The 24,078-nt window shown below is 71.9% G+C and carries 13 protein-coding genes; 8 read left to right on the forward strand and 5 right to left on the reverse strand.

The genetic code is table 11. The features are described from left to right. Positions 1-30: 30 nt before the first annotated feature. Positions 31-825, forward strand: a complete 795-nt coding sequence (locus tag ABZX61_RS35250; protein WP_355200406.1) for a CPBP family intramembrane glutamic endopeptidase — start codon at positions 31-33, stop codon at positions 823-825. On the opposite strand, the gene ABZX61_RS35255 is transcribed toward ABZX61_RS35250, so the two are convergent. Continuing rightward, complete coding sequence (locus ABZX61_RS35255; protein WP_355200407.1) at positions 791-1,477, reverse strand: response regulator transcription factor; 687 nt, start codon at positions 1,475-1,477, stop codon at positions 791-793. The two genes, ABZX61_RS35250 and ABZX61_RS35255, sit on opposite strands and share 35 nt — an antisense overlap. Next, the gene (locus tag ABZX61_RS35260) at positions 1,474-2,751 is read right to left on the reverse strand and encodes a histidine kinase (RefSeq protein ID WP_355200408.1); all 1,278 of its coding nucleotides are present in this window, start codon (positions 2,749-2,751) and stop codon (positions 1,474-1,476) included. The genes ABZX61_RS35255 and ABZX61_RS35260 overlap by 4 nt, the downstream gene beginning before the upstream one ends. 93 nt (positions 2,752-2,844) lie before the next feature. Between ABZX61_RS35260 and ABZX61_RS35265 the strand changes: the two genes are divergently transcribed. Further along, the gene (locus ABZX61_RS35265; protein WP_355200409.1) at positions 2,845-3,435 is read left to right on the forward strand and encodes a DinB family protein; all 591 of its coding nucleotides are present in this window, start codon (positions 2,845-2,847) and stop codon (positions 3,433-3,435) included. Positions 3,436-3,501: 66 nt separating this feature from the next. Further along, positions 3,502-4,191: a DUF899 family protein gene (locus ABZX61_RS35270; protein WP_355200410.1), complete on the forward strand. Its 690-nt coding sequence runs from the start codon at positions 3,502-3,504 to the stop codon at positions 4,189-4,191. Here ABZX61_RS35270 and ABZX61_RS35275 read toward each other — a convergent pair. Then, a complete protein-coding gene (locus ABZX61_RS35275) occupies positions 4,188-4,544 on the reverse strand; it encodes a hypothetical protein (RefSeq protein ID WP_355200411.1) in 357 nt (118 codons plus the stop codon). The genes ABZX61_RS35270 and ABZX61_RS35275 overlap by 4 nt on opposite strands. Positions 4,545-4,550: 6 nt before the next feature. After that, positions 4,551-14,156 (reverse strand): LamG-like jellyroll fold domain-containing protein, encoded by a 9,606-nt coding sequence (locus tag ABZX61_RS35280; protein WP_355200412.1) that lies wholly within the window; start codon positions 14,154-14,156, stop codon positions 4,551-4,553. A 160-nt stretch (positions 14,157-14,316) separates the two neighbouring features. On the opposite strand from ABZX61_RS35280, the gene ABZX61_RS35285 reads away from it, so the two are divergent. After that, positions 14,317-17,007 (forward strand): LuxR family transcriptional regulator, encoded by a 2,691-nt coding sequence (locus ABZX61_RS35285; RefSeq protein WP_355200413.1) that lies wholly within the window; start codon positions 14,317-14,319, stop codon positions 17,005-17,007. Between the two features lie 15 nt (positions 17,008-17,022). Here ABZX61_RS35285 and ABZX61_RS35290 read toward each other — a convergent pair whose 3' ends face one another. After that, positions 17,023-17,676 (reverse strand): hypothetical protein, encoded by a 654-nt coding sequence (locus ABZX61_RS35290; RefSeq protein WP_355200414.1) that lies wholly within the window; start codon positions 17,674-17,676, stop codon positions 17,023-17,025. A 213-nt stretch (positions 17,677-17,889) separates the two neighbouring features. On the opposite strand from ABZX61_RS35290, the gene ABZX61_RS35295 reads away from it, so the two are divergent. Genes ABZX61_RS35295 through ABZX61_RS35310 form a run of 4 tightly spaced genes read left to right on the forward strand, consistent with a single transcriptional unit; the run spans position 17,890 to position 24,040 of the window. Beyond that, positions 17,890-18,612: a sulfotransferase family protein gene (locus ABZX61_RS35295; RefSeq protein ID WP_355200415.1), complete on the forward strand. Its 723-nt coding sequence runs from the start codon at positions 17,890-17,892 to the stop codon at positions 18,610-18,612. A 49-nt stretch (positions 18,613-18,661) separates the two neighbouring features. Continuing rightward, a complete protein-coding gene (locus tag ABZX61_RS35300) occupies positions 18,662-19,270 on the forward strand; it encodes a TetR family transcriptional regulator (protein WP_355200416.1) in 609 nt (202 codons plus the stop codon). A 9-nt stretch (positions 19,271-19,279) separates the two neighbouring features. Continuing rightward, positions 19,280-19,807: an SET domain-containing protein-lysine N-methyltransferase gene (locus ABZX61_RS35305; RefSeq protein ID WP_355200417.1), complete on the forward strand. Its 528-nt coding sequence runs from the start codon at positions 19,280-19,282 to the stop codon at positions 19,805-19,807. Positions 19,808-19,858: 51 nt separating this feature from the next. Further along, positions 19,859-24,040: a hypothetical protein gene (locus ABZX61_RS35310; RefSeq protein WP_355200418.1), complete on the forward strand. Its 4,182-nt coding sequence runs from the start codon at positions 19,859-19,861 to the stop codon at positions 24,038-24,040. The last annotated feature ends 38 nt before the right edge of the window (positions 24,041-24,078 follow it).

The raw sequence follows: 24,078 nt of genomic DNA on the forward strand, positions 1-24,078 counted from the left end.
CAGGCCGATTCCCCGAAAGAAGGTCTGCCCATGTTCGAACGGCTCTCTGATCGCGCCACGTCGATCGTCTTCATCGTCCTCGTGCTCACGATCTCCCTGGGCACCGCCGGCATCGCCGGCGGGCTCGTCCTCGCCCTCTCGCCGCTGCTCGTCGTGATGGCCATGCTGCTCGTCATCACCCGAGAGGGGTATTCCAGAGACGGGTGGCGCCGACTCGGTATGGGACGGCTCGGCCTGCGGACCTGGCCGCTCGCGCTCGCCACCACCGCCGGCGTCTGCCTGCTCGCCACCGCGGGTGCGGTCGCGCTCGGCTTCGGCCGGTTCACCGCGCCGCAGGGCGACTGGCTTCAGTCGGCGATCGCCGTGTCCGTCACCGGGCCGATCCTGTCGTTCGCGGAGGAGATCGGCTGGCGGGGCTACCTGCAGCCGCGGCTCGCGTTCCTGGGCGAGCGCTCGGCGATGCTCGTGGTCGGGCTGGTCTGGATCGCCTGGCACCTGCCGTACATCCTGTTCACGCCGTACTACCACAGCGAAGGAGACCGAAGCCTGGTGCTCCTGCTGTTCGGCGGCTCGGTGATCGCGTTCTCGTTCCTCTTCGGGTATCTGCGCGTCATGTCCGGCAGCGTGTGGCCGGTCGTGCTGGCCCACTTCGCGCACAACGCCACCTTCGCCCTGTTGCTGGAGCACGCGATCTCGACCGAGCAGCCCGTGGTGGTGCGCGAGTACCTGGCCGGTGACACCGGGCTGTTCGTGCTCGCCGGCACGGCGGTCTGCACCCTCGCGATCGGGATCAGCCGGTCAGCCCCTGTGTCTGCGCGAGGATGACCGCTTGCACACGGTCGCGTAGCTCGAGCTTGCGCAGCACCGAGCCGAGATGCGTCTTGACGGTCGACTCCGCCAGCTGAAGCCGCGCGGCGATCTCGGCGTTGGTGAGTCCCAGGCCGACGGAGGCGAGGATCTCGCGTTCGCGGGTGGTGAGACGCTCCAGTCTGGACGCGGCGGCGGGCGAGGGCCCGGCGGGTGTGGTCACGGGCGGCGCGAGGACGAACGAGTCGATCAGGCGACGTACGAGCCTCGGCGCGACAGGCGCCTCCCCGGCGGCGGCCGCCCGGATCGCCGCCAGCAGCTCCGCCGCGCCCGCGTCCTTGAGCAGGAACCCTGCCGCCCCGGCCCGAAGGGCGGCCAGGACGAGCTCATCGTCGTCGAACGTGGTCAGCATGACGACGTGTGGCGGGTCGGGTGTGGCCAGCAGCCGCCGGGTGGTCTCCACACCGTCGAGCCCCGGCATACGGATGTCCATCAGGACGACGTCCGCACGGTGCTCCGGCCGCCGCAGCGCGTCCAGGGCCGTCTGCCCGTCGGCGGCCGATCCGACGACCCGCAGGTCCGGGGTGGCGTCGAGGATCATCTCGAACCCCGTCCGTACCAGCTCCTGGTCGTCCACGAGGAAGACGCGGACGAGACGGCCGGGACTCATCGCTCGCCACTTCGCCCCGTGCCGCCCGGCGCGGCGGCAGAGCCCGCGGGTCGCGCGGAAGGCGGCAGAACGGCGACCGGGATCGCGGCATCGACCACGAACCCGCCGCCGGGGCGTGGACCTGCCTCCAGGGCCCCGCCCAGAGCGCGCAGGCGCTCCCGCATGCCGTCGAGGCCGTAGCCAGGCCTGGAGCCGTGGTCCGTGATCGCGTCGGCGACACCGACTCCGTCGTCCTCGACTCGTACCATGATCCCTCCCTGCGTCCGCGCGACCACCACATGCGCTGCCGCGTACGGGCCGGCGTGCTTCAACACGTTCGTCAGTGACTCCCGGACGACACGGAGCACAGCAAACCGTATCGCGGTGGGAACGTCGTCGAACGCGGCCGGCTCGGCTTCGACCTCCACGGCGAGTCCCGCCGCCCGTACCGAGTCGACGAGCTGCCGCAGCTCGGCAAGTCCCAGCCCGGCCCCGCGCAGTTCGTCCGGCCCGTCGGCGTCGGCCTCACGGAGAACCTCGATGACGCCACGCACCTCGGTGAGGGCCGACCGCGCGGTACGCCCGATGGTGGCGAAGACCCTTCCCGCGTCCCCGCGGTCCCAGGGGTGCGCGTGCTCGGCGGCGTACTCCGCGCCGTCGGCCTGCACGATCACGACGGTGAGAGAGTGGGCCACGATGTCGTGGATCTCCCGTGCGGCGGCGACACGTTGCTGCTGCACGACGAACCGTTCGCGGTGCAACCGGCTCTCCTCGAGCCGGGCACTGGCCTCACGCAGCGCACTCATGTTGGCCTGGCGGCCGCGGACGAGATTGCCGATGACCCAGACCAGCACCGACAGAATCCCCAGAACCACCGCGTTCTTGAACACGTTGACCAGGTATTCCGGCGGCGTGCTCCATCGGAGACCGGCGAGCACGCTCCCGGCCAGCGCGGCACCGAGGGCGAGCAGGCGGATCGGCAGAGAGACGACGTGCGCGGCAACGGTGTAGACGACGACCGCTTGCGCGATGTCGGCCGGCAACGGAATCGGCACCACCATGAGCTGGACGCCGAAGACCGCGGCCGACCAGAGGAGCACGGCGGCCGGGAAACGTCGCCGCACGACGAGCGGGAGAATGGCCGCCGTCGCGACGAGGAAGGCGGGCAGCCCCGCAAGAGCGCTCGGCAGGCCGGAAACCAGCCACATCAAACCGGTCAGTGCCAGATCCAGCCGCCTGGGGTGCTCGCGTGACCACTGGTCGATGCGTGCGGCGAGGAAAGTCCGCTGTCTCAAAGGGCTCCCGATCCTTCGTGACCGTCCCGCCGAAGCGGCCGCCCCAGGATAGAGGCCCGGCCGCCGGCGCGGACACCTGGCACAATGCCCGACATGCAGACATCGGACCCGAAAGCGGACCTCCATCACTATCTCAAGACCGTCCGCGCGTCCCTCCTGTGGAAGCTCGACGGCCTCTCCGAGTACGACGTCCGCCGCCCCCTGACTCCGACCGGCACCAATCTCCTCGGTCTGGTCAAACACCTGGCCGGCGTCGAGCTCGGTTATTTCGGCGACACCTTCGGCCGCCCGTCCGGCGAGCCGCTGCCCTGGCTCGAGCAGGACGCCGAGGCGAACGCGGACATGTGGGCGACGCCCGACGAGTCCCGCGAGCAGATCATCGCCCTCTACCGTCGCGCCTGGGCCCACGCGGACGCCACGATCGAGGAGCTGCCCCTGGACGCGACCGGTGAGGTCGCCTGGTGGCCGGCCGACCGCAACCCCGTCTCCCTGCACCGCGTCCTCGTCCACGTGCTCGCCGAGACCAACCGCCACGCCGGTCACGCCGACATCGTCCGCGAGCTGATCGACGGCGCCGTCGGCCGCCAGGACAACGACCTCCTGCCGGGCGCCGACGAGACGTGGTGGACGGACTACCGCGAACGCCTCGAACAGGCCGCCCAGAAGCAGGCCGGCCACCGATGAGTTTGACTGCCGGGCCTGGTCTCTACCGATGCACCTGCAAACCACGCACGTGATCAGTGAGGGACCATGAGCACGAACGCACTACCGCCCGTCGTCGACGCCGACACCTGGCAGCGTCAGCTCGAAGCACTGCGTGCCCGGGAGAAGGCCGCGACCCGGGAACTCGACGCCGTCGCCGCCCAGCGCCGCCGCCTGCCGATGGTGAGGATGCCGGACTACACCCTCGAGGGCGAGGACGGACCGGTTCGGCTGGCGGACGTCTTCGACGGCAAGAAGCAGCTGATCGTCTACAACCACATGTGGTTCCCGGGCAAGGAGTGGCAGTGCCCGGGCTGCACGGGGTTCACCTCGCAGTTCACCCGGCTGGAGTTCCTGGACAGCTACGATGCCCGCTTCGTCGTCGTCACCCAGGGCCCGATCGACGAGGCGCTCGCCTACAGGCGGCGGGTCGGGAACAGGATGACCTGGTACTCCACCGCGAACAGCCCGTTCGGCGCCGACGTCGGCGCACCACCCGGAGAGGGCTTCGCCGTCAACGTGTTCCTGCGTGACGACGACACCGTCTATCGCACCTGGCACACCAACGGCCGGGGCACCGAGCAGCTCACCCACACCTTCGCGCTGATCGACCTGCTGCCGTACGGGCGGCAGGAGGTGTGGCAGGACTCGCCCGACGGCTGGCCGCAGTCGCCCACCTACAGCCGGTGGTCCACCTCCGAGGACCTGGCCGCGCTCTACGGCCCGGACACCGCCTAGGCCGCAGGGGGGACGAGCTCGTAGTCCGGGATCGTGGCTTTCAGCCGCTGGTACGCCTGCTCGTCCGCCTCCCCCGCCGCCGCCTCGGGGATCTCGACGCTGCCGAGGTAAGGCCCCTTCAGGCAGTGGTCGCACCAGAAGTGGGCCTCACCGACGAGCAGGCGAGGGATCCGGAGCCGGTACACCAGGCGGAGGCAGGCCCGTCCGCAGTTCGGGCAGAGCCCGGAGATCGGTCCGGGCAGCTCGGCACGAGCCTGCTCGTAGGCGTGCAGCCAGCTCTCCCATCGGAGCGCCTCGTCATGGGTGTTCGGCAACGGGTCCGCCTCGGTGCTGTCCTCTGCGTACACGTCCATATTCCGTCACTGGTTACGTGGATGGTTGGCCCACCACTCGTCCTCGAAGGCGTAGGCCCGGTCCTCATACGGTCCCGCTTCTTCCTGGGACCTCGGATAGACGCCGCCCTGGCGCAGGTCCTCCACGTGGTACCGCTCGTGGGCGAGGGTGCGGGCCAGCAGTTCCTCGCTGCGGAAGGCCGCTCGCCGGAGCAGGACCGTCTGGTCGGGATAGGTCACCCCGGCCAGCCCGTCCATCCTCTTGTCGATCTTGATGGTCAGGTCGTCGATCCGGATGTCCCAGTCCTGGGCCACCCTCCGGACCGTGTCCATGTTCATCGGGAGCCTGGCGGCCCAGCGCGGCCGGTCGCCGGCGCGGGCCAGCACGAAGGGGTCGTCGGCGGCGAGCGGCCCGCGCGCCCCCGTGCCGGATCCGTCGCCGGCGCTCGCGGTCCCGAGCGGACCGGGTGTGGACAGGCAGGAGGAGCCGGCGCCCGTCACGCCGCGGCAGGGGTCCAGCCGCACCGCCGGGTCCTGCGGGACGCCCGGGCCCGGATCGACGCGGCAGTCCTGCATCGCGTCCGCGCCGAACACCCCCGAGCACTGGCCGACGACGTGCGGGGCCGGGGCGAACCCGCCGTTGGGCTGCCCGTCGCCCGCCCCGGCCTCGGTCGGCGTGAAGGCCACGCCGACCTTGTCCAGGATCTTGTCGATGGCGTTGTCGACCCTGTGCGTGAGCCCCTTGTCGAGCGCGTCGGCCAGCGAGGTGCCCGCCGGACCGGGCAGCCGGTCGTGGTCGATGGGGCCCGGCCTGGTCGCGCGCGTCTTCGCGGCGATGTCGGCGAGCTCCTGGGGCGTGGGCGGCGGAGGCGGAGGCGGAGGATCCGTCTTGGGTGTCTTGTGCGGCCCCTTCCCGCCCGTGCCGGGGGTGTCCTCGCCCGGGCCGCCGCCGGTCTTGCCCTTGCCCGGCGAGCTGCCGCCGTCCGGATACTCGATGTACGGCCCGCTGCCGTCCGGCCAGCCCTTCCACCAGTTGTTCTTCCACCACTTGCCCGCGAAGTAGCCCAGGCCCGCACCGACGCCGACCGCCGCGAGACAGTAGAGCCAGACCGGACCGCAGACCCGTGAGCCGCGCGCGGCCGCGCCGACCTCCCCGCCGCCGACGAGGATGTAGTCGGCCGCGTTCCAGATCGGCCGGGCGATGTCCACCTTGACGACCTTGATCACTTCTTTGGCCGTGCCGCACACGAAGGCGGGGCAGCCGAAGTGGCCGGTCGGGTCCACCCGGTTGAGCGGGTCGCCGTCCGCGTAGGTGAAGCGGTTGCCCTTCATCGACGGCACCGGATCCACCTCGAGCGTGTCCCTGCTGGGGAACGCGCCCGTGCCGGGGTCGTACCAGCGGGCGGCCATGTTGACCTTGCCGCTGGCCGGGTCGGTCCAGCCGCCCTGGTAGCCGACGCCCCGCTTGGTGCCCGAGCTGGCGACGACCTTCCCGTACGGGTCGTAGGCCACCGAATCGGTCAGCGCGCCCGCGCCGGTGAAGGTGGCGGTGAGGTCGCCGTGCCGGTCGGTGTAGGCGTACAGGCCCGCGACGGAGACGAGGTCGCCGGCCGGGTCCCTGCCGTAGAGCTCGGCGCCCGCCGCGGCCGGGGTGTTGCCCAGCCCGGAGTAGCTGAACGCGACGCCCGCGGTGGAGGCGAGCCGGTCCAGCCCGTCGTAGGCGTAGGTCGTGGCACCGTCGCTGATCATCCGGTCGAACGCGTCGTAGCTCGTCGCGCTCGCGCTTCCGCCGGTCGGCGTCCTGGATCTGAGGGTGCCGCGCGCCGTGTAGGCGTAGCCGGCCGATCCGTCGGAGACCAGTTGGTTGCGCGCGTCGTAGACGGCGGCGGCCGGGCCGGCCTTGGTCCGGTTGCCCGCGTCGTCGTACTCGTAGGCGACCGAGTTCCACGAGGTCAGCCTGCCCGCCAGGTCGTAGCCGTAGGTGTTGGCCCCGGCGCCCGCCGTACCGGTCGTGGTCTTGCTGGTGAGCCGGTCGGCGTCGTCGTAGCCGTAGCCGATGGCGGCCAGCGTCGCGCCCGCGGTGGTCTTGAGCGTGTCGGAGGTGGGCCGGTGCAGCGCGTCGTACTCGAAGGAGCGCTTGGCGCCGCCGTAGTCCACGCCCTTGAGCTGGTCCATCGAGTCGTAGGTGTAGGTCGCGGTCCCGCCGGTGAGCGGGTCGCGGACCGTGGCGAGGCGGCTGCCCGCGTCGTAGTCGTAGGTGGCGGTGCCCGCCTTGTCGGTGCGGGTCTTCATGCGGCCGTCGGAGTCGTAGGTGAAGGACGCCGTGCCGGACGGCCCCGCCGTGCTGACGAGATGGTCGCGATCGTCGTAGCCGAAGGTGTCGCCCCCGGCCGAGGTGAGCCGGCTCACGGCGTCGTAGCCGAAGCTGTGGGCGGTCGTGGCGCTCTCGGCGCCCGCGCCGGTCTCCGCGGTGAGCCGGTCCAGCGCGTCGAAGGTGCGGGCGACGGTGACCCCGCCCGGCTTGGTGACCTGGAAGGGACGGCCGGCCGCGTCGTAGTCGGTGATCGTCTGGCGCTGGGCGGGCGTGGTGTACGCCGTGGTCGCCGGGACGAGCATCGCCGTCTGGAGGTTCCACGGATTGTAGGCGTAGGAGGTCGCGTTGCCGTTGCCGTCGGTGAAGCGGGTCCGGTTGCCCACGGCGTCGTAGCCGAAGGTCGTGGTGACGGTGTGCGTGGACGTGGTCTTCTCGTGCTGGCCGGTCATCCGGTTCAGCGCGTCGTAGTCGTAGGTGGCGACCCCGCCGCCGGGTCGGTTGACGGTGACCGGGTTGCCCCCCGCGTCGTAGCCGATCGTCATCGACCGCAACTGGCCGCCCGACGCGTCGAGGTCGGCCATCGCGGTCGCCCGGCCGGCGCCGTCGTACGCCAGTGTGCTGCCGGTGCCGTCCGGTTTGGCGACCTTGGTCACCCGGCCGGCGTGGTCGCGGGTGTACCAGTGGGCCTGGTTCAGCGGGTTGACGTCGACCACGACCTCGCCCGCCGCGTTGTAGCCGAACTGGCTGCGCGCGCCCGACGGCGTGTTGACGTAGGTCAGGTTGCCCGCGTCGTCGTACTCGTAGGTCGTGGTGTACCCGGCCGCGGCCGGTGTGCGTTCGACGGCGGTGGTGGAGATCCGGCGGCCGAGGTCGTCGTACGTCGCCCCGGTCACCCGGCCCGCCTGGTCGCGCGTCCAGAGCCATTCGCCGGCCGCGTCGAAGCCCGACCGCGACCGGTTGCCGGCCGCGTCCGTGGTGGCGACCACGTTGCCCAGCTGGTTGTAGGTGTAGGTGTCGCCGTGGCCGAGCGCATCCACGACGCTCGTCATGCGGCCCAGCGCGTCGTACGTCCTGGTGGTGCTCCCGGTCACCGTGGCTCCGGCGCCGAGCTGCGTGTAGGCGGGCAGGGTGAGGACGAGCGGCCGGCTCATGGCGTCGTAGGTGATCGTGGTCTGGTAGCCCTCGGCGTCCTCGCTCGTCACGACGTCGCCGAAGCTGTTGAAGCCGGTCCGCGTCGTCGGCCTGACGTTGTACGGCGCGCCGCCGAAGTGCTCGATGGCGACCGTCGGCGCCTTGGTCGCGGTGAGCCGGCCCGCCTCGTCATAGGTGTAGTCGGTCACCGCGCCGCGCGGGTCGGTCATCGTCCGCGGCAGGCCCCGCTGGTCCCTGGTCCAGGCGGTCGTGAGCCATTTGTCGCCGTCCCAGACCTTCTGGGAGAGGGGCCGGCCCAGCGCGTCGAGGTCGTACGTGGTCCAGGTGTAGGCGCTGTTCTGGGCCTGGACCAGGGTGATCAGGTGATCGTCGTCGTCGTAGCCGTACGTGGTCTTGCGCTTGATGCCGGTGGGGTCCAGCAGGGCCTCGGTGGTGCGGTTGGCGGCGTCCACGGTGTACGCGGTCGTGCTCTTGCCGTTGCCGGTGATCCGCTGGATGAGGTTGCCCGCGCTGTCGTAGGTGTTCTGCTGGAGCGGGATGTCCCGGGTGGACCCGTCGGCGTTGCGGAAGCCCTCGGCCCAGACCGATTCGAGCAGGTTGTCGTCGAAGTAGCGGTAGCGAGTGGTACGGCCCATGGCGTCGGTGACCGTGGCCAGGCGCCCCGCCGGGTCGTAGGCGCGGGATTCGAGGACGAGCTCCTTGGGGGCGTCGTTGTCCAGCGGGTCGCCGACCCAGTTGGCGATGCTGGTGGTCAGCAGCAGGCCGGTCGGCCCGTAGGTGCGCCGGTGGTCGGCGCCGGTGGCGTCCACGGTGCTGGTGAGGTTGCCGTAGGAGTCATAGCCGTAGGTGGTGGTCTTGCCCGCGGCGTCCTTGACGGACGAGACGCGGGCCGCGGAGTCGTAGGTGTAGTTCGTGGTGCGGGTGGCGTCCTTGCCGGTGGGGTCCGTCTGCTCGACCTTGGAGACGTTGCCGTCGACGTCGTAGGTGTAGATGACCCACGGCAGGTGCTTGACGCCGCTGATCGCGTCCGTGGTCGCGGGGCCGACGGTGGCGGTGAGGTGGTTGAGCGCGTCGTACCCCATCGAGGTGACGACGCCGTTCGGGAACGTGTCGGAGACCTCGGTCACGGCGGTGGGCCGGCCGGCACCGTCGTAGTCGTACTTCGTGGTGAGCCCGGCCGGGTCCACCACCTGGGCGAGGTCGCCGTTCTGGCGGTAGCCGTACCGGGTGGTCCTGCCGCCGGGGGTGGTCACGGAGGCGAGCAGCCCGTCCGGGGTGGTGCCGCCGTCGACGGCGGCCTCGCTGCCGTCGGTGTAGGCGTATCTGGTGGTCCGGCCGGCGGATCCGCTCGCGGGAGGCGTGGTGACGCTGAGCAGGTCGCCCGAGATGTCGTAGGTGTAGCTGGTGCGGTGCGCCGGGTCGTTCCCGGCGCCGGCCCGGGCGTCGTACGCGCCGGTGAGCTTGTCGTTGCGGGGGTCCAGCGGGTCGCCGGAGTCCAGGTAGTAGGTGAAGTAGGAGGTCTGGCAGGAGCGCGGGCCCCGGCAGGTCACCTTCATGACCGGGTTGCCCCGGTCGTCGTTGAACAGCTGGGTGGTGTGCCCGTCCGGGTCGGTCACCGAGGCCAGGTTGCCGTTGAGGTCGTAGCCGTACCGCGTGGTGCCGCCCGAGGCGTCGTACAGCGAGGTCGGGCGGCCGCCGTGCCGGGGGTCGAAGCTGTAGACCATCGGCTTGTCGCCCGGGTCGGCGGCGAGCACGGTGGTGGCGGGGATGCCGAACGTCGCGACGTCCTGGTAGTGCGCCTCGATCGCGTCCGTGCTCAGGCTGCTCCAGTAGATCGCCACCTCGTCGATGGTGCCGGTGAAGTGGCCCAGGGTGTCGGAGGGCTTGGCGGGCCAGTTACCGGCGATGAAGCCGGCGCCGACGTAGACGTGGTTCTGGGCGATGGTGGACACCGGCCCCTTGGACCTGGTCCCGACCACGGCGCCGTCCAGCCAGAGCCACTGGGTGCCGCCGGAGGCCGTCAGCACGACGTGGTGCCAGCTCGCGTCGGTCACGCTCTTGCTCGTGGTGATCGGCGCGACCGCGGCGCCGTCCCAGAACTGGCCGCGCAGCTTGCCGTCCGTCCCGACGTACAGCGCGGGCGTGTAGTTCGCCTGCGGCCCGGCCGGGTCGGTGATGGCCTGGGCCTGGTAGGCGAGCAGGACGCCGGGCTTGGCGGTCTTGAACCACAGCTCGGCCGACAGATCTCCGCCGCCCTTGATCTCCCCGTCGGGGAGCTCCAGGTAGGAGGTGGAGCCGTTGAACCCGGCGGCCGTGTCGCCGCCGGTGGCCAGGAAGATGGGCGCGGTCTGGTTCAGGGAGACGTTGTGGTAGGTCGCGTCGGTGTCGCGCCCGTCGCCGTACGCCGCGCTGGCCGCCCGGGTGCCGGAGTACTCGGCCAGGCGGTAGTACTCGCGCGGCCGGGCGCCCAGGACCGCGCTCGGGTAGTACTCGGTGCTGGCCTGCGTCTGGGCGGGGTAGACCCGCCACTTCCCGCCGCCCGCGTCGGTGACCGAGGCGACGCGGTCGTTCTGGGCGTCGTACGCGAGCGTGGCCTGCAGCTTGCCCGAGGGCAGCTTGACCGTCTCCAGCACGCCCGTGTACTGCCCGGCCGCGTACTGGGCGGCGACCGACGTGGAACCGAGCGGGTGGGTGTAGAAGGCGGGGTCGTCGATCTGGCCGGTGAAGTGGCCGCGCGCGTCGGCGGGCGCTGCGGGGCACCAGCCCGAGGTGGTCGTGTAACCGGCCCCGACGCTGGCGTACGGCAGATGGGTGGCCTTGATCTGCTTGGTGCGGCTGGCCACCATCGACCCGTCCACGTACAGGCTCTGCCAGGTCCCGCTCGAGGTGAGCACCACGTGGTGCCAGGCCCCGTCGTTCACCGCCGCGGTCGACGCCATCGAGCCGCAGCTGCCGTCGTCGGCCATCTGGCCGTGCAGCTTCCCGTCGGTCCCGACGTAGAGCATCGGCAGGAAGCCCCAGGGCAGCGGGCCCCGGGAGTCCTCCAGCGTGTTCAGCTGCGCGCCGTACAGCACGCCGGCCTTGGTGGTCTTGAACCACATGCCGACCGCCGCGTAGGTGGTCTCGTCGGTGACGCTGTACGGCATGCGCAGGTACGAGCTCGTGCCGTTGAACGTCGCCGAGCCGTCCGTGGTCCCGGCCGGGGCGCCCGCCGCGCCGTAGGAGAGGTTGACCGCCTCCGCGTCGTCCTGGCCGACGAACAGCCGGGCCTCGTTGGACGCGCTCTGGTGCAGCCGGTAGTACATCGCGGGGGCGGCGTCCACGACGGCCGTCCGGTAGTGCGACACCATTTTGTAGGAGTATTTCGTGCAGGCCGTCGTCGTGCCGGGCGGGCAGACCTGGGCGAGCAGGCCGTAGCCGTAGCCGTAGGTCCACGCGGGCGCCCCCTGGGCGGGATCGGTGGCGACCGAGGTCACCACCCCGCTGTTCCAGGTGAAGTAGAGGCCGCGGCCGCTGACCTTGTTCACGACCTTGGCGAGGGTGCCGTCGCCGTTGTAGGTGAGGTACTCGGCGTGCTGGTCGTCGTCGTAGATCGCGGTCAACCGGCCGTTCGGGTCGAACACGTACGCGCCGCCGGACTTGTCGCGGAGGAACCAGGCCAGATCGGTCTTCACCAGGCTCACCGACCGGCCCTCGGGCGGGGCGTACGTGCCGTCGGGGTTGCGGCCGAAGCGCGCCTGCCGCCCGTCGGGGTAGGTGACCACGACGTTGCCGGTGAAGTCGTTGTCGGTGACGATCTTCATGTCGTAGGCGGTGGTCCAGCCCACGCCGAACATCCCCGTGCGCGAGTTCAGGCTGCTGTACGAGCGGGTGACCGCCAGCGCGGGGCCGGCGCTGGTGAGGCTCGCGTCCGTGGTGGTGGCCGCGTACTGGCCGGTCAGCGGGTCGATGCCCTTGACGGCGGCCGTGCCGGCGCTGTCGGAGACGTGTGAGGAGACCAGCGGCTGCGGCACGACCGTGCGGAACGTGCTCCACCCGGACGCCGGGCTGGAGTCCTTGCCGTCAGTGACCAGGACGCGCCACATGTACTGCTCGCCCCACTTGAGCTTGCCCTGCGGCACCGCCCAGCTCGCGGTCTGGGCACCGGTGTTGGAGTCGCCCGTGACCAGACCGGCCGCGGGGCACGTGTCGGGGTCGGAGACCAGGCAGACGTTGAAGATGAAGTTCAGCTCCCCGCCGGGCCACTCGTCCCCGTCATGACCGGAGGCCGTGAACTCCGGCGTCAGCGTGGACTCCACGTACCCGCTGCCCGGCCACATCGAGTCGATCTGGGGCGGCAGGTTGAGCACGGTCAGGCTCACGCACCAGACGGGTACGCCCCAGTCGGAGAAGAACTGCCCGTTCGTCACCATGTCCCAGCAGATCTGGTACGAGCCCGGGTTGAGCGGGTCGATCGTGGCGCTCACCTTCGCCGAGCCGTTGTTGCCGATCGTGGAGGGCAGCGCGGCGGCCGCGGTGGAGCTGCCCACGAAGGTGCCGCCGGTGGTGTAGACCTTGTAGCCCAGCTTGACCGTGCCGGGGGACCAGGAGTTCATCCCGTTGTTGATCACCGTGACGGGGAGCCGGCCGGCGCGGTTGGCGGTCACCGGCGGGTCGATCGTGGCGCCGGAGTCGATCGCGTACAGCGCTCGCCAGGGGCTGTAGTCCACCTGCAGGTACGGCGGGTTGGCCGAGTTGGCGCTGGCGAACTCCTTGAAGCTGTCGGCGGTCAGCGCCAGGCCGTTGTTGCCCGCGCCGTTGGCCCAGTCCGACAGGGCGGACAGGCCCGCGCTGTTGATCCCGATCCACGCCCAGGCGGCGCCGCCGCAGGTGACGCCGCCGGTGAAGCCGGCCGAGCCCCAGGTGTCGCCGAGGGTCACGCCGGGATAGGAGGCGATCGTGCCGACGTTCCAGCTGCTGGTGATGGCCTTCACCGTGACGGGGTTGGCCGAGCAGGAGTTCGACAGGGTGTTGTAGAGGAAGAGCGCGGCGCCGGTCACGTAGGCGTGGGGGATCTGGGAGGCGAGGTTGAAGTTGATGTAGGCGTTGTTGCGCTTGGTGCCGTCCTGGGAGCCGACCAGGAGCTGGTCGCTGCCGGAGTGGTTCGCGCCGGAGTGGTTGTCGACGTACGTGTCGGAGGCGGCGCCGCTGGTGGTGCGCACGTACGAGGAGGGGTCGACGACCACCGGGAACGCGCGGTCCTTGTCGCGCAGCCACTTCTGGTCGGCGCTGACGCGCAGGACGTCGCCGACGAGGGTGTAGCGGACCGCGTCGGAGCGGGCGCCCTTGGCGTCCAGCATGAATCCGGCGGGGACGGTGATGCGGACGGCGCCCCGCTCATCCGCGAACTCCACGCCCTGCGACGAGCTTCGCGCCGTCAAGCCCTTGGCCTGGAAGGGGAAGTCCCAGGGGCCGGTCGCGGCCTGGCGCGAGGTCAGGACCAGCGACTCCTTGATACCGTTCCAGGTCGCCTCGACCTCGATGTCCGTCTCAGGCAGCACTCCACGATATTTCGCGATATTTCGCGAAATAGTGGCCTTGGTGCTTTTTGCGCCTTGGAGGGCGAAGGACAGGCTGTGCTCCGCGTCCAGGGTGAGCGATTGGAGCCTGGGGTCGGCGGCGTCGTCGGCCACCTCGACCCCGACGTCGTTGGCCGCCTGCCGCCAGCGCCCGTCCGCGCCGGTCAGGTTGACGTCGATGTCCGCCCACTCCCCCGTGGCCGTCCGGTAACGCACTGGCCTGGAGTACGTGCGCACGGTGTAGGTGTGGTCGGGGTTCTGGAAGACCTTCGACGTCGCGTCTCCCAGCGTGGGCACCGCCTTGCTCTGCTCGGCGACGAACCCGTGGGCTTCCCTCTTGCCCGGTTTGCCGGTCGCCTTGCCCACCCGCTGCGGGGTGTTCGACAGCCGGGAGACAGGCTCGGGCGGCTTCGGGGCCTCCCGCGGCACGGTCCCCTTGGGCGGCTTGGCGGTGGCTCGCTCCGGCGACTCGGTCTTCGCCCGGGTCGCCTCCGCCGTCGCCTGGTGGGCGCGGTTCGCCGCCGAGCCCAGCAACTGCTCGGGGAGCGTGGGCTCCTCGGGAGCCGCGTAGGCTGCCTGACCTGCTACGCCGATGACAAGAGTGGTCACCGTCAGTGCAGCGCAAAGACGGATGGCCCAACGGTTCCTCACGGCGGCGACCGTAATCGCGGCCCGTCCGTCCCACATCAGTACGGATGACGTGGATCAAGCACGTCTGAATGTTCCCGGTTAGGTATGAGATCCACTACGAGTCCGGTACTCTCGCCTCGTGCTGCACGGGCGCATCGCGGAGCAGGCCGGAATCACGCGACTTCTCGCTGGTGAGAGCGGCGCCTTGATGGTCCGCGGGGAAGCCGGGGCGGGCAAGAGCGCGTTGCTCGACTTCGCGGCCGAGATCGCTGGTGATCAAATCGTGCTGCGCGCCTCCGGCACGCCCGAGGAGTCCCACCTTCCGTACGGCGGCCTGCACATGCTGCTGGCGACCACCCGCCCGCACTGGAAACACCTGCCCGCCGGGCAACGCGACCTCCTCGACCGCCTGGGCGAGCCGGAGCCCCTGGGACAGGTTCCCGGCGAACCCGCCTGGCCGCGCTCGCCGTACCTGCCGGTCTGGAACCTCCTGCGCCACCTGGCGGGACGGCGGCCCGTGCTCTGCCTGATCGACGACGCGCACTGGCTGGACCGGGAGAGCCTGGCGGTCCTGTCCTTCTGCGTCCGCCGCCTCGCCGCCGCGCGCGTGGTGATCCTGGTGGCCGCCGAGGGCGAGCTGCCCGCGCTGCGGGAGATCGACGAGCTGGACCTGCGGGGTGTCGACAGGCAGGCGGCGCTGGACATCGTCGCCGAGTGCCGGCCGGGCATCGTCCCGCAGGTGCGTGAGCGGATCGTCGCGGATGCTCGCGGCAATCCGCTGGCCCTGCGCGAGCTGGCCGCGGGGATCGGCCCCGCGCAGGTCGAGGGCAGGCTGTCGCCGCTGGGCCTCCACACCGGCTGGCCCGGACGTTCGCGGCGGGCCGACCAGCTGTACGGCGAGCGCTTACGCGCGCTGCCCGACCGGACCCGCTCACTCCTCCTGCTGGCCGCCGCCGACCCCGCGGCCTCCCTCTCCGAGCTCCTCGCCGCCGCCCGAGCGACCCCGGGCGATCTGGAGCCTGCCGAGACCGCCCAGCTGGTCGAGGTGCGGCCGGCCGGGCTCACCCCTCGCCACCTGCTGATCCTGGTCGCCGCCTACCAGTCCGCGCCGGTCTCGGCCCGCATCGCCGCACACCGGGCCCTGGCCGAGGCGTCGCCCGAGCGGCGGGTCTGGCATCTCGCCGCCGCCGCGCTGGAGCCGGACGAGGAGATCGCGCGCGAGCTGGCGGCCATCGGGACGTCGTCGGCGCTGGAGCGCGCGGCCGAGCTGACCGCCGACCCCGAGTCACGCGCCCGGCACCATGCCGCCGCCGCGCTCGCCGCGTGCGACGCGGGGCACCTGCGCCGCGCGGCGGACCTGGCGACCCGCGCGTCCAAGCTGAGTACCGCACCCTCGACGCTGGCCTCCGCCGCCCGCGTGCTGGCCACCGTGGAGGCCGAGATCGGCTCGCCGGCCAAGGCCGCACGGATGCTGCTGGACTCGGTGGCCAGGATCGACGACGACGACCACGCGACGGCCATCGTCATGATCGCCGACGCGATCCGCCTGTTCGGCTACAGCGGCGACGAGGGGCTGGCCGGCCAGATCGCCGCCGCCGTCTGGGCGGCGCCGGCGGCTTCGCAGGTCGCGTGGCCGGAGACCCAGCCCACCTGGTCCGCTCCCCTGGCCCGGTCGCTCCCCCCGCTGGCGAAGATCATGGCGGGCGGCCCGTTCAGCGGCTTCGCCGCCATCGGCGAGCTGGTCGAGCACACGCCAGCCCTGGCCACCCAGCAGGCCATCACCGCCACCTCTTTGGGCCTGATGGCCGCCGACGCCGGCGCGGCGCTCCGCCTCACCTCCACGCTGGTGGCCGACTGCCGTCACCAGGACCTGATGGGGCTCCTGCCGTACGCCCTGCAGCTCCAGTCCCACGCGCTCCTGCTGAGCGGCCGCAACGCCGAAGCCCTCAGGCAGGCCACCGAGGGGCTGAAGCTCGCCGGTGAGCTCGGCCAGACCCACCGGGTCGGCCACCTGAGCGGCGTGGTCGCGCTGATCGCCGCGATGAACGGCGACGAGAAGCGCTGCCGGGCCTACGCCGAGTCGAGCCTGGCCCACTGCGCCGACCACGACGCGCCGGCCAGCGCCGCGCTGGCCACCTGGGCGCTCGGCCTGCTTGAGCTGGGGCTGGGCCGGGCGGGCGCCGCTGTGGACCTTCTCGAGCGCGTGGTCATCGGCCCGGCGCACCACCCGGTGATCGCGGTCCGCTGCGCGGCCGACCTGGTCGACGCGGCGGTCCAGGCCGACCTGCCCGGCGCCGCCGTCGAGCCCCTCGCCCTGCTGGAGCAGTGGGCGAAGGACACGCGCCAGCGCTGGATAGGCGCGGTGGCGCTCCGGTGCCGGGCGCTGGTCGCGCCGGACGGCGAGGCGGAACCGCTCTTCGTCGGCGCGCTCGACCTGCACGGCCCGCCCCAGGCGTCCTTCCAGCGGGCCAGGACCGAGCTCGCCTACGGGCAGTGGCTCCGCCGTACCAGGCGCAGGTCCGAGGCCCGCTCCCACCTGCGGGCCGCGCATGCCGCGTTCGAGCAGCTGGGCGGGCTCCCCTGGGCGGAGCGCGCCGCGACCGAGCTGAGCGCGGCCGGGGAGCCGAGCCCGGCGGAGCCGCTGCCGGCAGCCCTGCGCGGGCTGACGCCGCAGGAGCGGCACGTGGTGTTCCTCGCCGCGCAGGGGGCGTCCAACCGGGAGATCGCCGCCCGGCTCTTCCTCAGCCCGCGGACCGTCGGCTACCACCTCTACCGCGCCTTCCCCAAGCTCGGCATCACCTCGCGGACCGAGCTGGCGAATCTGCTGTAGAGGCGGCGGGCGGCCTCAGGGGTAGAACGCGGCCAGCTTGGCCTTGATCTTGGCGACGGTGCCGTCGAAGGGCATGAGCTGCGGGTCGCCGTGCCGGTAGTCGAGGAGCTGGACGGCGTACACGGCGCGACCCTGGCGGACCACGGCGACCCAGAAGTGGTAGGTCAGGGTCGAGTACGGGTTCGTGGCGGCGGTGACCCGCAGGACCTCCACGCCGTCCGCCTCACCCGCCCGGGCGATGTCGAACACCGCCGAGCCACTCTCGCCCGGCTGGTTGCGGTCGACGCAGGTCGCCAGGTCGGCCCGCCATTGCCGCTCGAAGGCGGCCGCGCCGTCCGCGCTCGGGAAGACCCAGACGTCGTTGTAGGAGTGGAACCACGTCGGCGTGGAGAATCTCGCGCTGACGCCCGCGCTCGCGCCGGTGTCGCGCCCGTACTCCCAGCAGGTCGGGCCGGTGACGCCGGGCTCGAAGTACGGGTTGACCCATGGGTCCCCGTACGACTCGCCGGCCGGGGGCTGATCCGCCTTGGTCAGCAGCACGCCGCGGTCGACTCCGGCCTGGGCGGTCGAGGCCAGTGGGACGGAGGCGGCCGCGGGGAGGGCGGTGAGGAGCATCGCGCAGACGACGGTGGCACCGCTCAGAGCAGCCCGGACTGCGGATAAGTGCATGTGGTGTCCTCTCTCCGAAACTTGACTCCATTGATCATCCGATGTCATGCGGGAGAGTCATGCAGATTCGGCAATCGTGATCGAAGCGCAACAAAGATCACGGGCATCGCGGCATGATCCCCTACCGACGGAAAAATGTACAGCCGTTGAGTTTTGTCGCCCGTCCTCCTAGCCTGAGGGCGACCGTCATCGCGGACGACAGGGGAACTCGGCATGATGAAAGTCATCGGCGCGGGCCTTCCACGCACCGGCACCACGTCAATGAAAGCCGCGTTGGAGCGGCTGGGCTTCACCCCCTGCTACCACATGGTCGAGGTGATGACCCATCCCGGCCACGTCGATCACTGGCTGGAGGCCACCGCCGGGAAGGTCCGGACCCGGGAGGACTGGGACCGGGTCTTCGAGGACGGCTACCAGGCGGAGGTGGACTGGCCCGCCAGCTTCTACTGGCGGGAGCTGGCCGACGCCTATCCCGAGGCGAAAGTCATCCTCACCGTACGTGACCCGCACAAGTGGGACCCGAGCATCCGGATGTTGCTGTCCGGCGAGAACCGTCCGGCCCCTTCGGACGAGATGCCCGAGCAGATCCGCCAGCTCTTCACGACCATGCAGCGCATGCGGCCCGCTCTGGACCAGATGGGGCGCTCCCTTTTCGGCCCCGACTGGACCTTCGGGAACGACCCCGGCGACGAGGACCTGGTCGTCGCGGCCTTCAACCGGCACTCGGAGACGGTGAAGCAGAGCATCCCGGCGGATCGGCTGCTGGTGTTCGACGTGCGGGAGGGGTGGGAGCCGCTGTGCGCCTTCCTCGGCGTGGACGTCCCGGCCGGCGAGCCGTTCCCGCATCTGAACGACGCCGAGTCGATGCGGCAGGCGTTCGAGCGGATGAAGGCGGGCGACATGTCCGGCTTCCCGCTCGGCCGGCCCGGCGGCTGACAGGCCGGTAGTCGATAGCATCGGCCTGCGCAGGAAGAGGTGACCAGCAGTGACCGATGTCATCGAGCAGGCCGGCAACGGTGAGAGAAAGGGCGAGCGCACCCGCCGCCGCATCCTGGAGGCAGGGCGGCGGGTGTTCGGCGAGGTGGGCTACGACCGCGCCACCATCCGGGCCATCGCCGCCGAGGCGCAGGTGGACAAGTCCTCGGTGATCCAGTATTTCGGCACCAAGGAGCAACTCTTCCGCGAGGCCCTCGACCTCCGCATCAACGTGGACGCGCTCACCGTGGACGGCGACCCGGCGGCCTCGGCGGAAAGGTACCTGCGCGCCATGCTCGAACGCTGGGCCGCCGCCCCCGACAGCCCCATGGCCGTGCTCCTGCGCACCAGCCTGACCAGCGAGGAGGCCGCCGACCTGCTACGCAGGCACATCACCGCCGAGGCCATCGACCGCATCGCCTTCCACCTGGAGGGCCCGGACCCGCGGCTGCGGGCGGCGCTGGCCGGGGCCGTCATGTTCGGCATCACCTTCCACCGCCACCTGCTGCGCACTCCCGATCTGGCCGGCGCCCCGCTGGACGACGTCCTGCGCCTGGCCGTCCCGCTCATCCACGAACTCCTCGCACCGCCGCCCGCGACCGCCACCCGAGAACCCTGACGGCCCGCCATGATGAGCTGGACCTACGAGGCCGAATGTTGGCTCACCTCAAGCGCTCGGCCCCGGCTCTCCTCGATCCACGGCACCGGGCTGTTCGCCATCAAGCGGATCCGCCAGGACGAGGTCGTGATGCGGCTCGGCGGACGCGTCATCGGCGATGAGACTCTGGCCCGCCTCACACCGCCCTACAGCAGCCTCACCGTCGCCGAAGGCGTCCACCTGCTTCTCGATCCCGCTCACCCGGTGCGCTACGGCAACCACTCCTGCGACCCCACTCTCTGGCACCGTGACGCGACAACGGTGATCGCACGACGCGACATCGATCCAGGCGAGGAGCTCACCATCGACTACGCCACGCACACCGGCGTCGAAGCGTGGTCGATGGCCTGCCGCTGTGACACGCCTTCGTGCCGTCGCGTCGTCACCGGCCACGACTGGCGGCTGTCACGGCTGCAGGCCGCCTACAGCACCCATTGGAGCCCGCCCCTGCTCGAACGCATCGAGGCGACCTCTGTGGTCGGCGACCAGCCGGAGTGACCGCTCCGCAAACCCCCGGCGGGGAGAAGTGCTTTCTGCGACGATGGCCGCATGGACGGGAGGGGCCAGGACCACACGGTCAACGTCGTGACCGGCGACGTACACGGGGCCCTCGTCCAGGCCGGGTCCGTCAGCGGCGGCGTCCACGTCCACATGCCGTCGCACCGCTCCGCCTCGCCGCGGAGCCGGGCTGCCGAGCGGCCGTCGTGGCTGGCCCGTCTGTCCGACGGCACGGCCGGCGTACTGCTGGGCCCGCGCCGGATTCTCGCCCTCGGGTCTCCGTCGTCGGCCGAGACACTGGTCGACCTGCCTTTCGGCGGGATACACGGGCGTTCGGCCACGGTCGCGCTGCGCGGGCCCACCGCCACGGTGCTGGAGTTGACCGAGCCCGTCGACGTCATCGGGGCGCCGTTGGCCGCGCCGGCCCTCGGCGAGGGGCACGAGTTCGTCACGCACGGGTTTCCGGGCGGCGGGAACGACATCGCCCAGGTCCGGGGTGTCCTCGACGGTCCGGCCGGGCCCGCAGGACAGTGGTTCGGCGTGCGCCCGGTCGCGGCGTCGTGGCAGTCCGACGCCGGGTTCGCCGGGGCGCCGGTGTTCGACCGGGAGGCCGACGCGGTCGTGGGTCTGCTCGCTCCGGGCTCGGGCGGCGCCCGGGTGCTTCCGCTCGCGACCCTGCTGGAGCCCTGGCCGTGGCTGCGCGGCCTGCTGGGGTGGCGGCTCGACCACGACCCGGCGCTGCGTACCCACTGGTTGCCCCGGGCCCGCGGGTCGGAGGTCGAGTCGGACTCCGGCGCCTCGTACTTCACCGGCCGCACCGAGGCCCGGCGGGAGGTCTGTGGCTGGCTCGAGAGCGGTCCGCCACTGCTGGTGGTCACCGGCGGCCCGGGGACGGGCAAGTCGGCCCTGCTCGCCCATATTCTCGTCGGCACGGATGCGCGGTGGGCGACGAGCGTGCCGGCCGACGGGCCGCGACCGGCCCTGGGCGCCGTCGACGTCGCCGTGCACCTCAAGGGCCGCACCTTCGACGAGGTCGTGGACCGGCTCGCTGTACTGTCGGACGTACGCGCGGCCGATCCGGGGGAACTACTGGTCGCGCTGCGCGAGCGGCAGGCGGCGGCCGGCCGGCCGGTCACCGTGATGTGCGACGCGCTCGACGAAGCCGCCACCGTCGAGGAGTCGCTGAGGATCGCGCGGCTGCTGAGCGAGCTGGCCGGCGCGGGCGTGGCGCGCGTCGTCGTCGGGGTCCGGACCGCGCCGGCGGGGAGCACGCGCGCCCGCGTCCGGCGAGCCTGGGGACGCTCGACGCCGACCATCGACCTGGAGTCCGAACGTTACCTGCGCCGCGACGACATCGCCGAGTACGTCGCCCGGCGTCTGGCCGGCGAGGACACCGAGGGCCGCTACCGCGACACGCCCGCCCTCGCGGGCATCGCGGCGGAGGTCGCCGCGCGATCCCGGCACAGCTTCCTCGTCGCCCAGCTCACCAGCCGCTGGCTCCTCCTCCCGGGCACCCCGGTACCCCAGGTCGGCGTCGCCCCGGACGAGGAGCTGCCCGCGACCGTCGGCGAGGCCATGGAGAAGTACCTCGACGCGTTCGGCCCGGACAAGGCCCTCGTCGAGCGGATCCTCACGGCGCTGGCGTTCGCCGCGGGCGGTGGACTGCCCCGCAACGACCTGTGGCTCCGGCTCGCGGAGGCCCTCAGCCCGGGGTACACCGCGTCGGCCGCCGACCTCACGCGGGTGTTCGACTCCGCCGCCTCGTACCTGGTCGAGGTCACGGTCCGCCCGGACGGCTCGCCGACCTACCGTCTGTACCACGAGGTCCTCGACGAGCACCTGCGTGCGAACTGCCCGGTCCGCGCCCCGCACAGCGCCGTCGTGCGAACTCTGGCGGGCTCGGTCCCCGTACGGGAGGGCCGCCGGGTGTGGACGGACGCGGACCCGTACGTGCTCACCCAGCTCGCCGGGCACGCGGCGCGCGCGGGCTCCCTGGACGACCTGATCACGGACGGCGGCTTCCTCGTTCACGCCGATCCGAGCCCGCTGCTCGCCGTCCTGCACGAGGCGGTGACCACGGAGGGCCGCCTGGCGGTGGCGTGCTATCGCGCCTCCAGCGCCGACCACCGGCACCTCGACCCGAGCGCCCGCGCCCGGGTGCTCGCCCTCGACGCCGCGCGGCTCGGCGCCCCGGACCTCCATGCGCAGTTCACGCGGGAGTCGCCGGCCTGGCCCGTCCGGTTCGCGACGGGAGCCCGCCAGCACGGGGCCCTGCTCGCCACGCTGAACGCCCGCCAGGGCAACATCAGCTCGATCGCGGCCGGGATGTACAACGGCCGCCCCGTCGCGGTCAGCGGCAGCGAGGGCGGCCGCATGCGCCTGTGGGACGTCGCCGACCAGCGCCCGATCGGCAGCGTGATCGAGGGCTTGCCGTGGTCGTCCTACCAGTCGCCGGAGCTCGCGCTGACGACGCTCGACGGCTGCCTGCTGGCCGTCGTCGGCGGGTCGAACCGGGTGCAGGTGTGGGACCTCCTGGCGGCGCGCCTGATCGCCGAGCGGACCATCGCTCGCGGCTCGATCCACCAGGTCGCGGTGACGGAGCTCGACGGCCGGCCGCTGTGGGTGAGCGTCGGCGACGAGGGCATGCATGTGTGGGATCTGCGCACCCACGACCTCATCGCGGGCCCCCTGGGGGAACGTCTCTACTCCGTCGCCTTCGCCGAGCTGGACGGCGATCCCGTCGTGGTCACGGGAGGGCGGTCCGCCGTGCGGGTCTGGGATCTGCGATCAGGGCGCGAGATCGGCCCGGCGATGGACAGCCCCGAGCCGGTCTTCCACCTCGCGGTGACCGAGGTGGCGGGACGACCCGTCGCCATCACCGGGAGCGGGGACGGCTCCGGCACGCTGCGGCTCTGGGATCTCCGCGAACGCCGCGCGATGGGCGAGCCCCGGACCGATCATGGCTGGTCGGTGTCCGGCATCGCCGTCACCGAGCTCGACGGCCGTCCCGTCGCGGTGACCTCGTCCGGGCACAACCAGCCGGGTCCCGACGACGAAGACACCACCTTGCTGGTGTGGGACCTGCTGGACTGGCGACTCCTGGGCCGGCCGCTGACCGGGCACACCCAGGGGACCCAGGCCGTCGCGGTCACGCAGGTCGAGGGCCGTCCGGTGGCCGTGACCGGAGGCGGGTGGGACGGCACCGTACGGCTGTGGGACCTGACCCTCGCCGACCAGCAGCTCGGCACCCCGGCACCCGGACACGGGCAGCACATCATGGAGTTGGCCGTGCTCGACCGCGGCCGGCACCGCCTCGCCCTGTCGGTCGGCCTGGACGAGACCGCGTTCCTGTGGGACCTCGAGGCGCGCCGTGTCATAGCGCGGGCGCCCGTCGGCTTCACCCAGGTCGCCGGGATCGACGAGCTCGACGGCCATCCCCTGGTGGTGCTCGCGGGGATCGGTTTCGCCGAGGTCCAGCACCCCGGCACCGGGCTCCGTGTACCCCTCACGACCCGTGACCCGGCCGAGCCGCCCTACGCCGAGAGCGTCGAGGCGGGAACGACCGGACGGCTCAACGGGCGGCCGGTCGCGGCGCTCGTATCGGCGGGAGAAGTGCTGCGGCTCTACGACCTCGCCACGGGAGAGCTCCTCGGCCCGCCGGTCGACGTCAGCGTCCAGGACGAGCAGCGCGAGCCGGTGGACCGGCCGGCGGCCGTGTCGCTGCTGGCCGTGAACGGCAGGCCGGCCGCCGTGGTGCTCACCGGGCACCAGTACACGGGCGAGAGATTCTTCGTCGGCCTCTGGGAACTCACGGACGGTTCGCACCTCGCCTGGCTCGAACCGGCGGCCTCCCCGGCCGTCGCGACCACGACCGTCGCCGGCCGGCCGGTGGTGGTCACGGCCGGCACGCAGGGAACCCTCCGCGTGTGGGACGCGGCGGGGCGGCAGACCCTGCGCACGATCCCGACCGGCGCGGACCGCATCCGCTTTCTCGCCGCCGGTGTGCTCCACGGGCGTCCGGTCGTGCTCGCCGCGAGCCACGACGGCCCCGTGACCACGTGGGACCTGACGACCGGCACGGCCCTGGACGAGATCCGGCTGCCCGACACCTGCCGGGGATTCGCCCTCGGCGAGCGCGGCGTGCTCGTCATCGGGATCCAGAACGACATCGCCGTCATCGAGACCGAGATCCAGGGCGTCGTCCCGGAACTCGGCACGCCGTCCGAGCCGTGAGCCTCCTGTCGCGCGATCGACGGGTTGTCACGTCACTC

This window comes from Nonomuraea sp. NPDC003709, from assembly GCF_040610775.1.
Classification (GTDB): Bacteria; Actinomycetota; Actinomycetes; order Streptosporangiales; family Streptosporangiaceae; genus Nonomuraea; species Nonomuraea angiospora_A.

What these genes read in the sequence shown, in the direction of transcription:
- ABZX61_RS35265 (WP_355200409.1), top strand. Translation starts at nt 2,845, where the DNA reads ATGCAGACATCGGACCCGAAAGCGGACCTCCATCACTATCTCAAGACC.
- ABZX61_RS35295 (WP_355200415.1), top strand. Translation starts at nt 17,890, where the DNA reads ATGATGAAAGTCATCGGCGCGGGCCTTCCACGCACCGGCACCACGTCA.
- ABZX61_RS35250 (WP_355200406.1), top strand. Translation starts at nt 31, where the DNA reads ATGTTCGAACGGCTCTCTGATCGCGCCACGTCGATCGTCTTCATCGTC.
- ABZX61_RS35310 (WP_355200418.1), top strand. Translation starts at nt 19,859, where the DNA reads ATGGACGGGAGGGGCCAGGACCACACGGTCAACGTCGTGACCGGCGAC.
- ABZX61_RS35305 (WP_355200417.1), top strand. Translation starts at nt 19,280, where the DNA reads ATGATGAGCTGGACCTACGAGGCCGAATGTTGGCTCACCTCAAGCGCT.
- ABZX61_RS35270 (WP_355200410.1), top strand. Translation starts at nt 3,502, where the DNA reads ATGAGCACGAACGCACTACCGCCCGTCGTCGACGCCGACACCTGGCAG.
- ABZX61_RS35255 (WP_355200407.1), bottom strand. Translation starts at nt 1,477, where the DNA reads ATGAGTCCCGGCCGTCTCGTCCGCGTCTTCCTCGTGGACGACCAGGAG.
- ABZX61_RS35275 (WP_355200411.1), bottom strand. Translation starts at nt 4,544, where the DNA reads ATGGACGTGTACGCAGAGGACAGCACCGAGGCGGACCCGTTGCCGAAC.
- ABZX61_RS35290 (WP_355200414.1), bottom strand. Translation starts at nt 17,676, where the DNA reads ATGCACTTATCCGCAGTCCGGGCTGCTCTGAGCGGTGCCACCGTCGTC.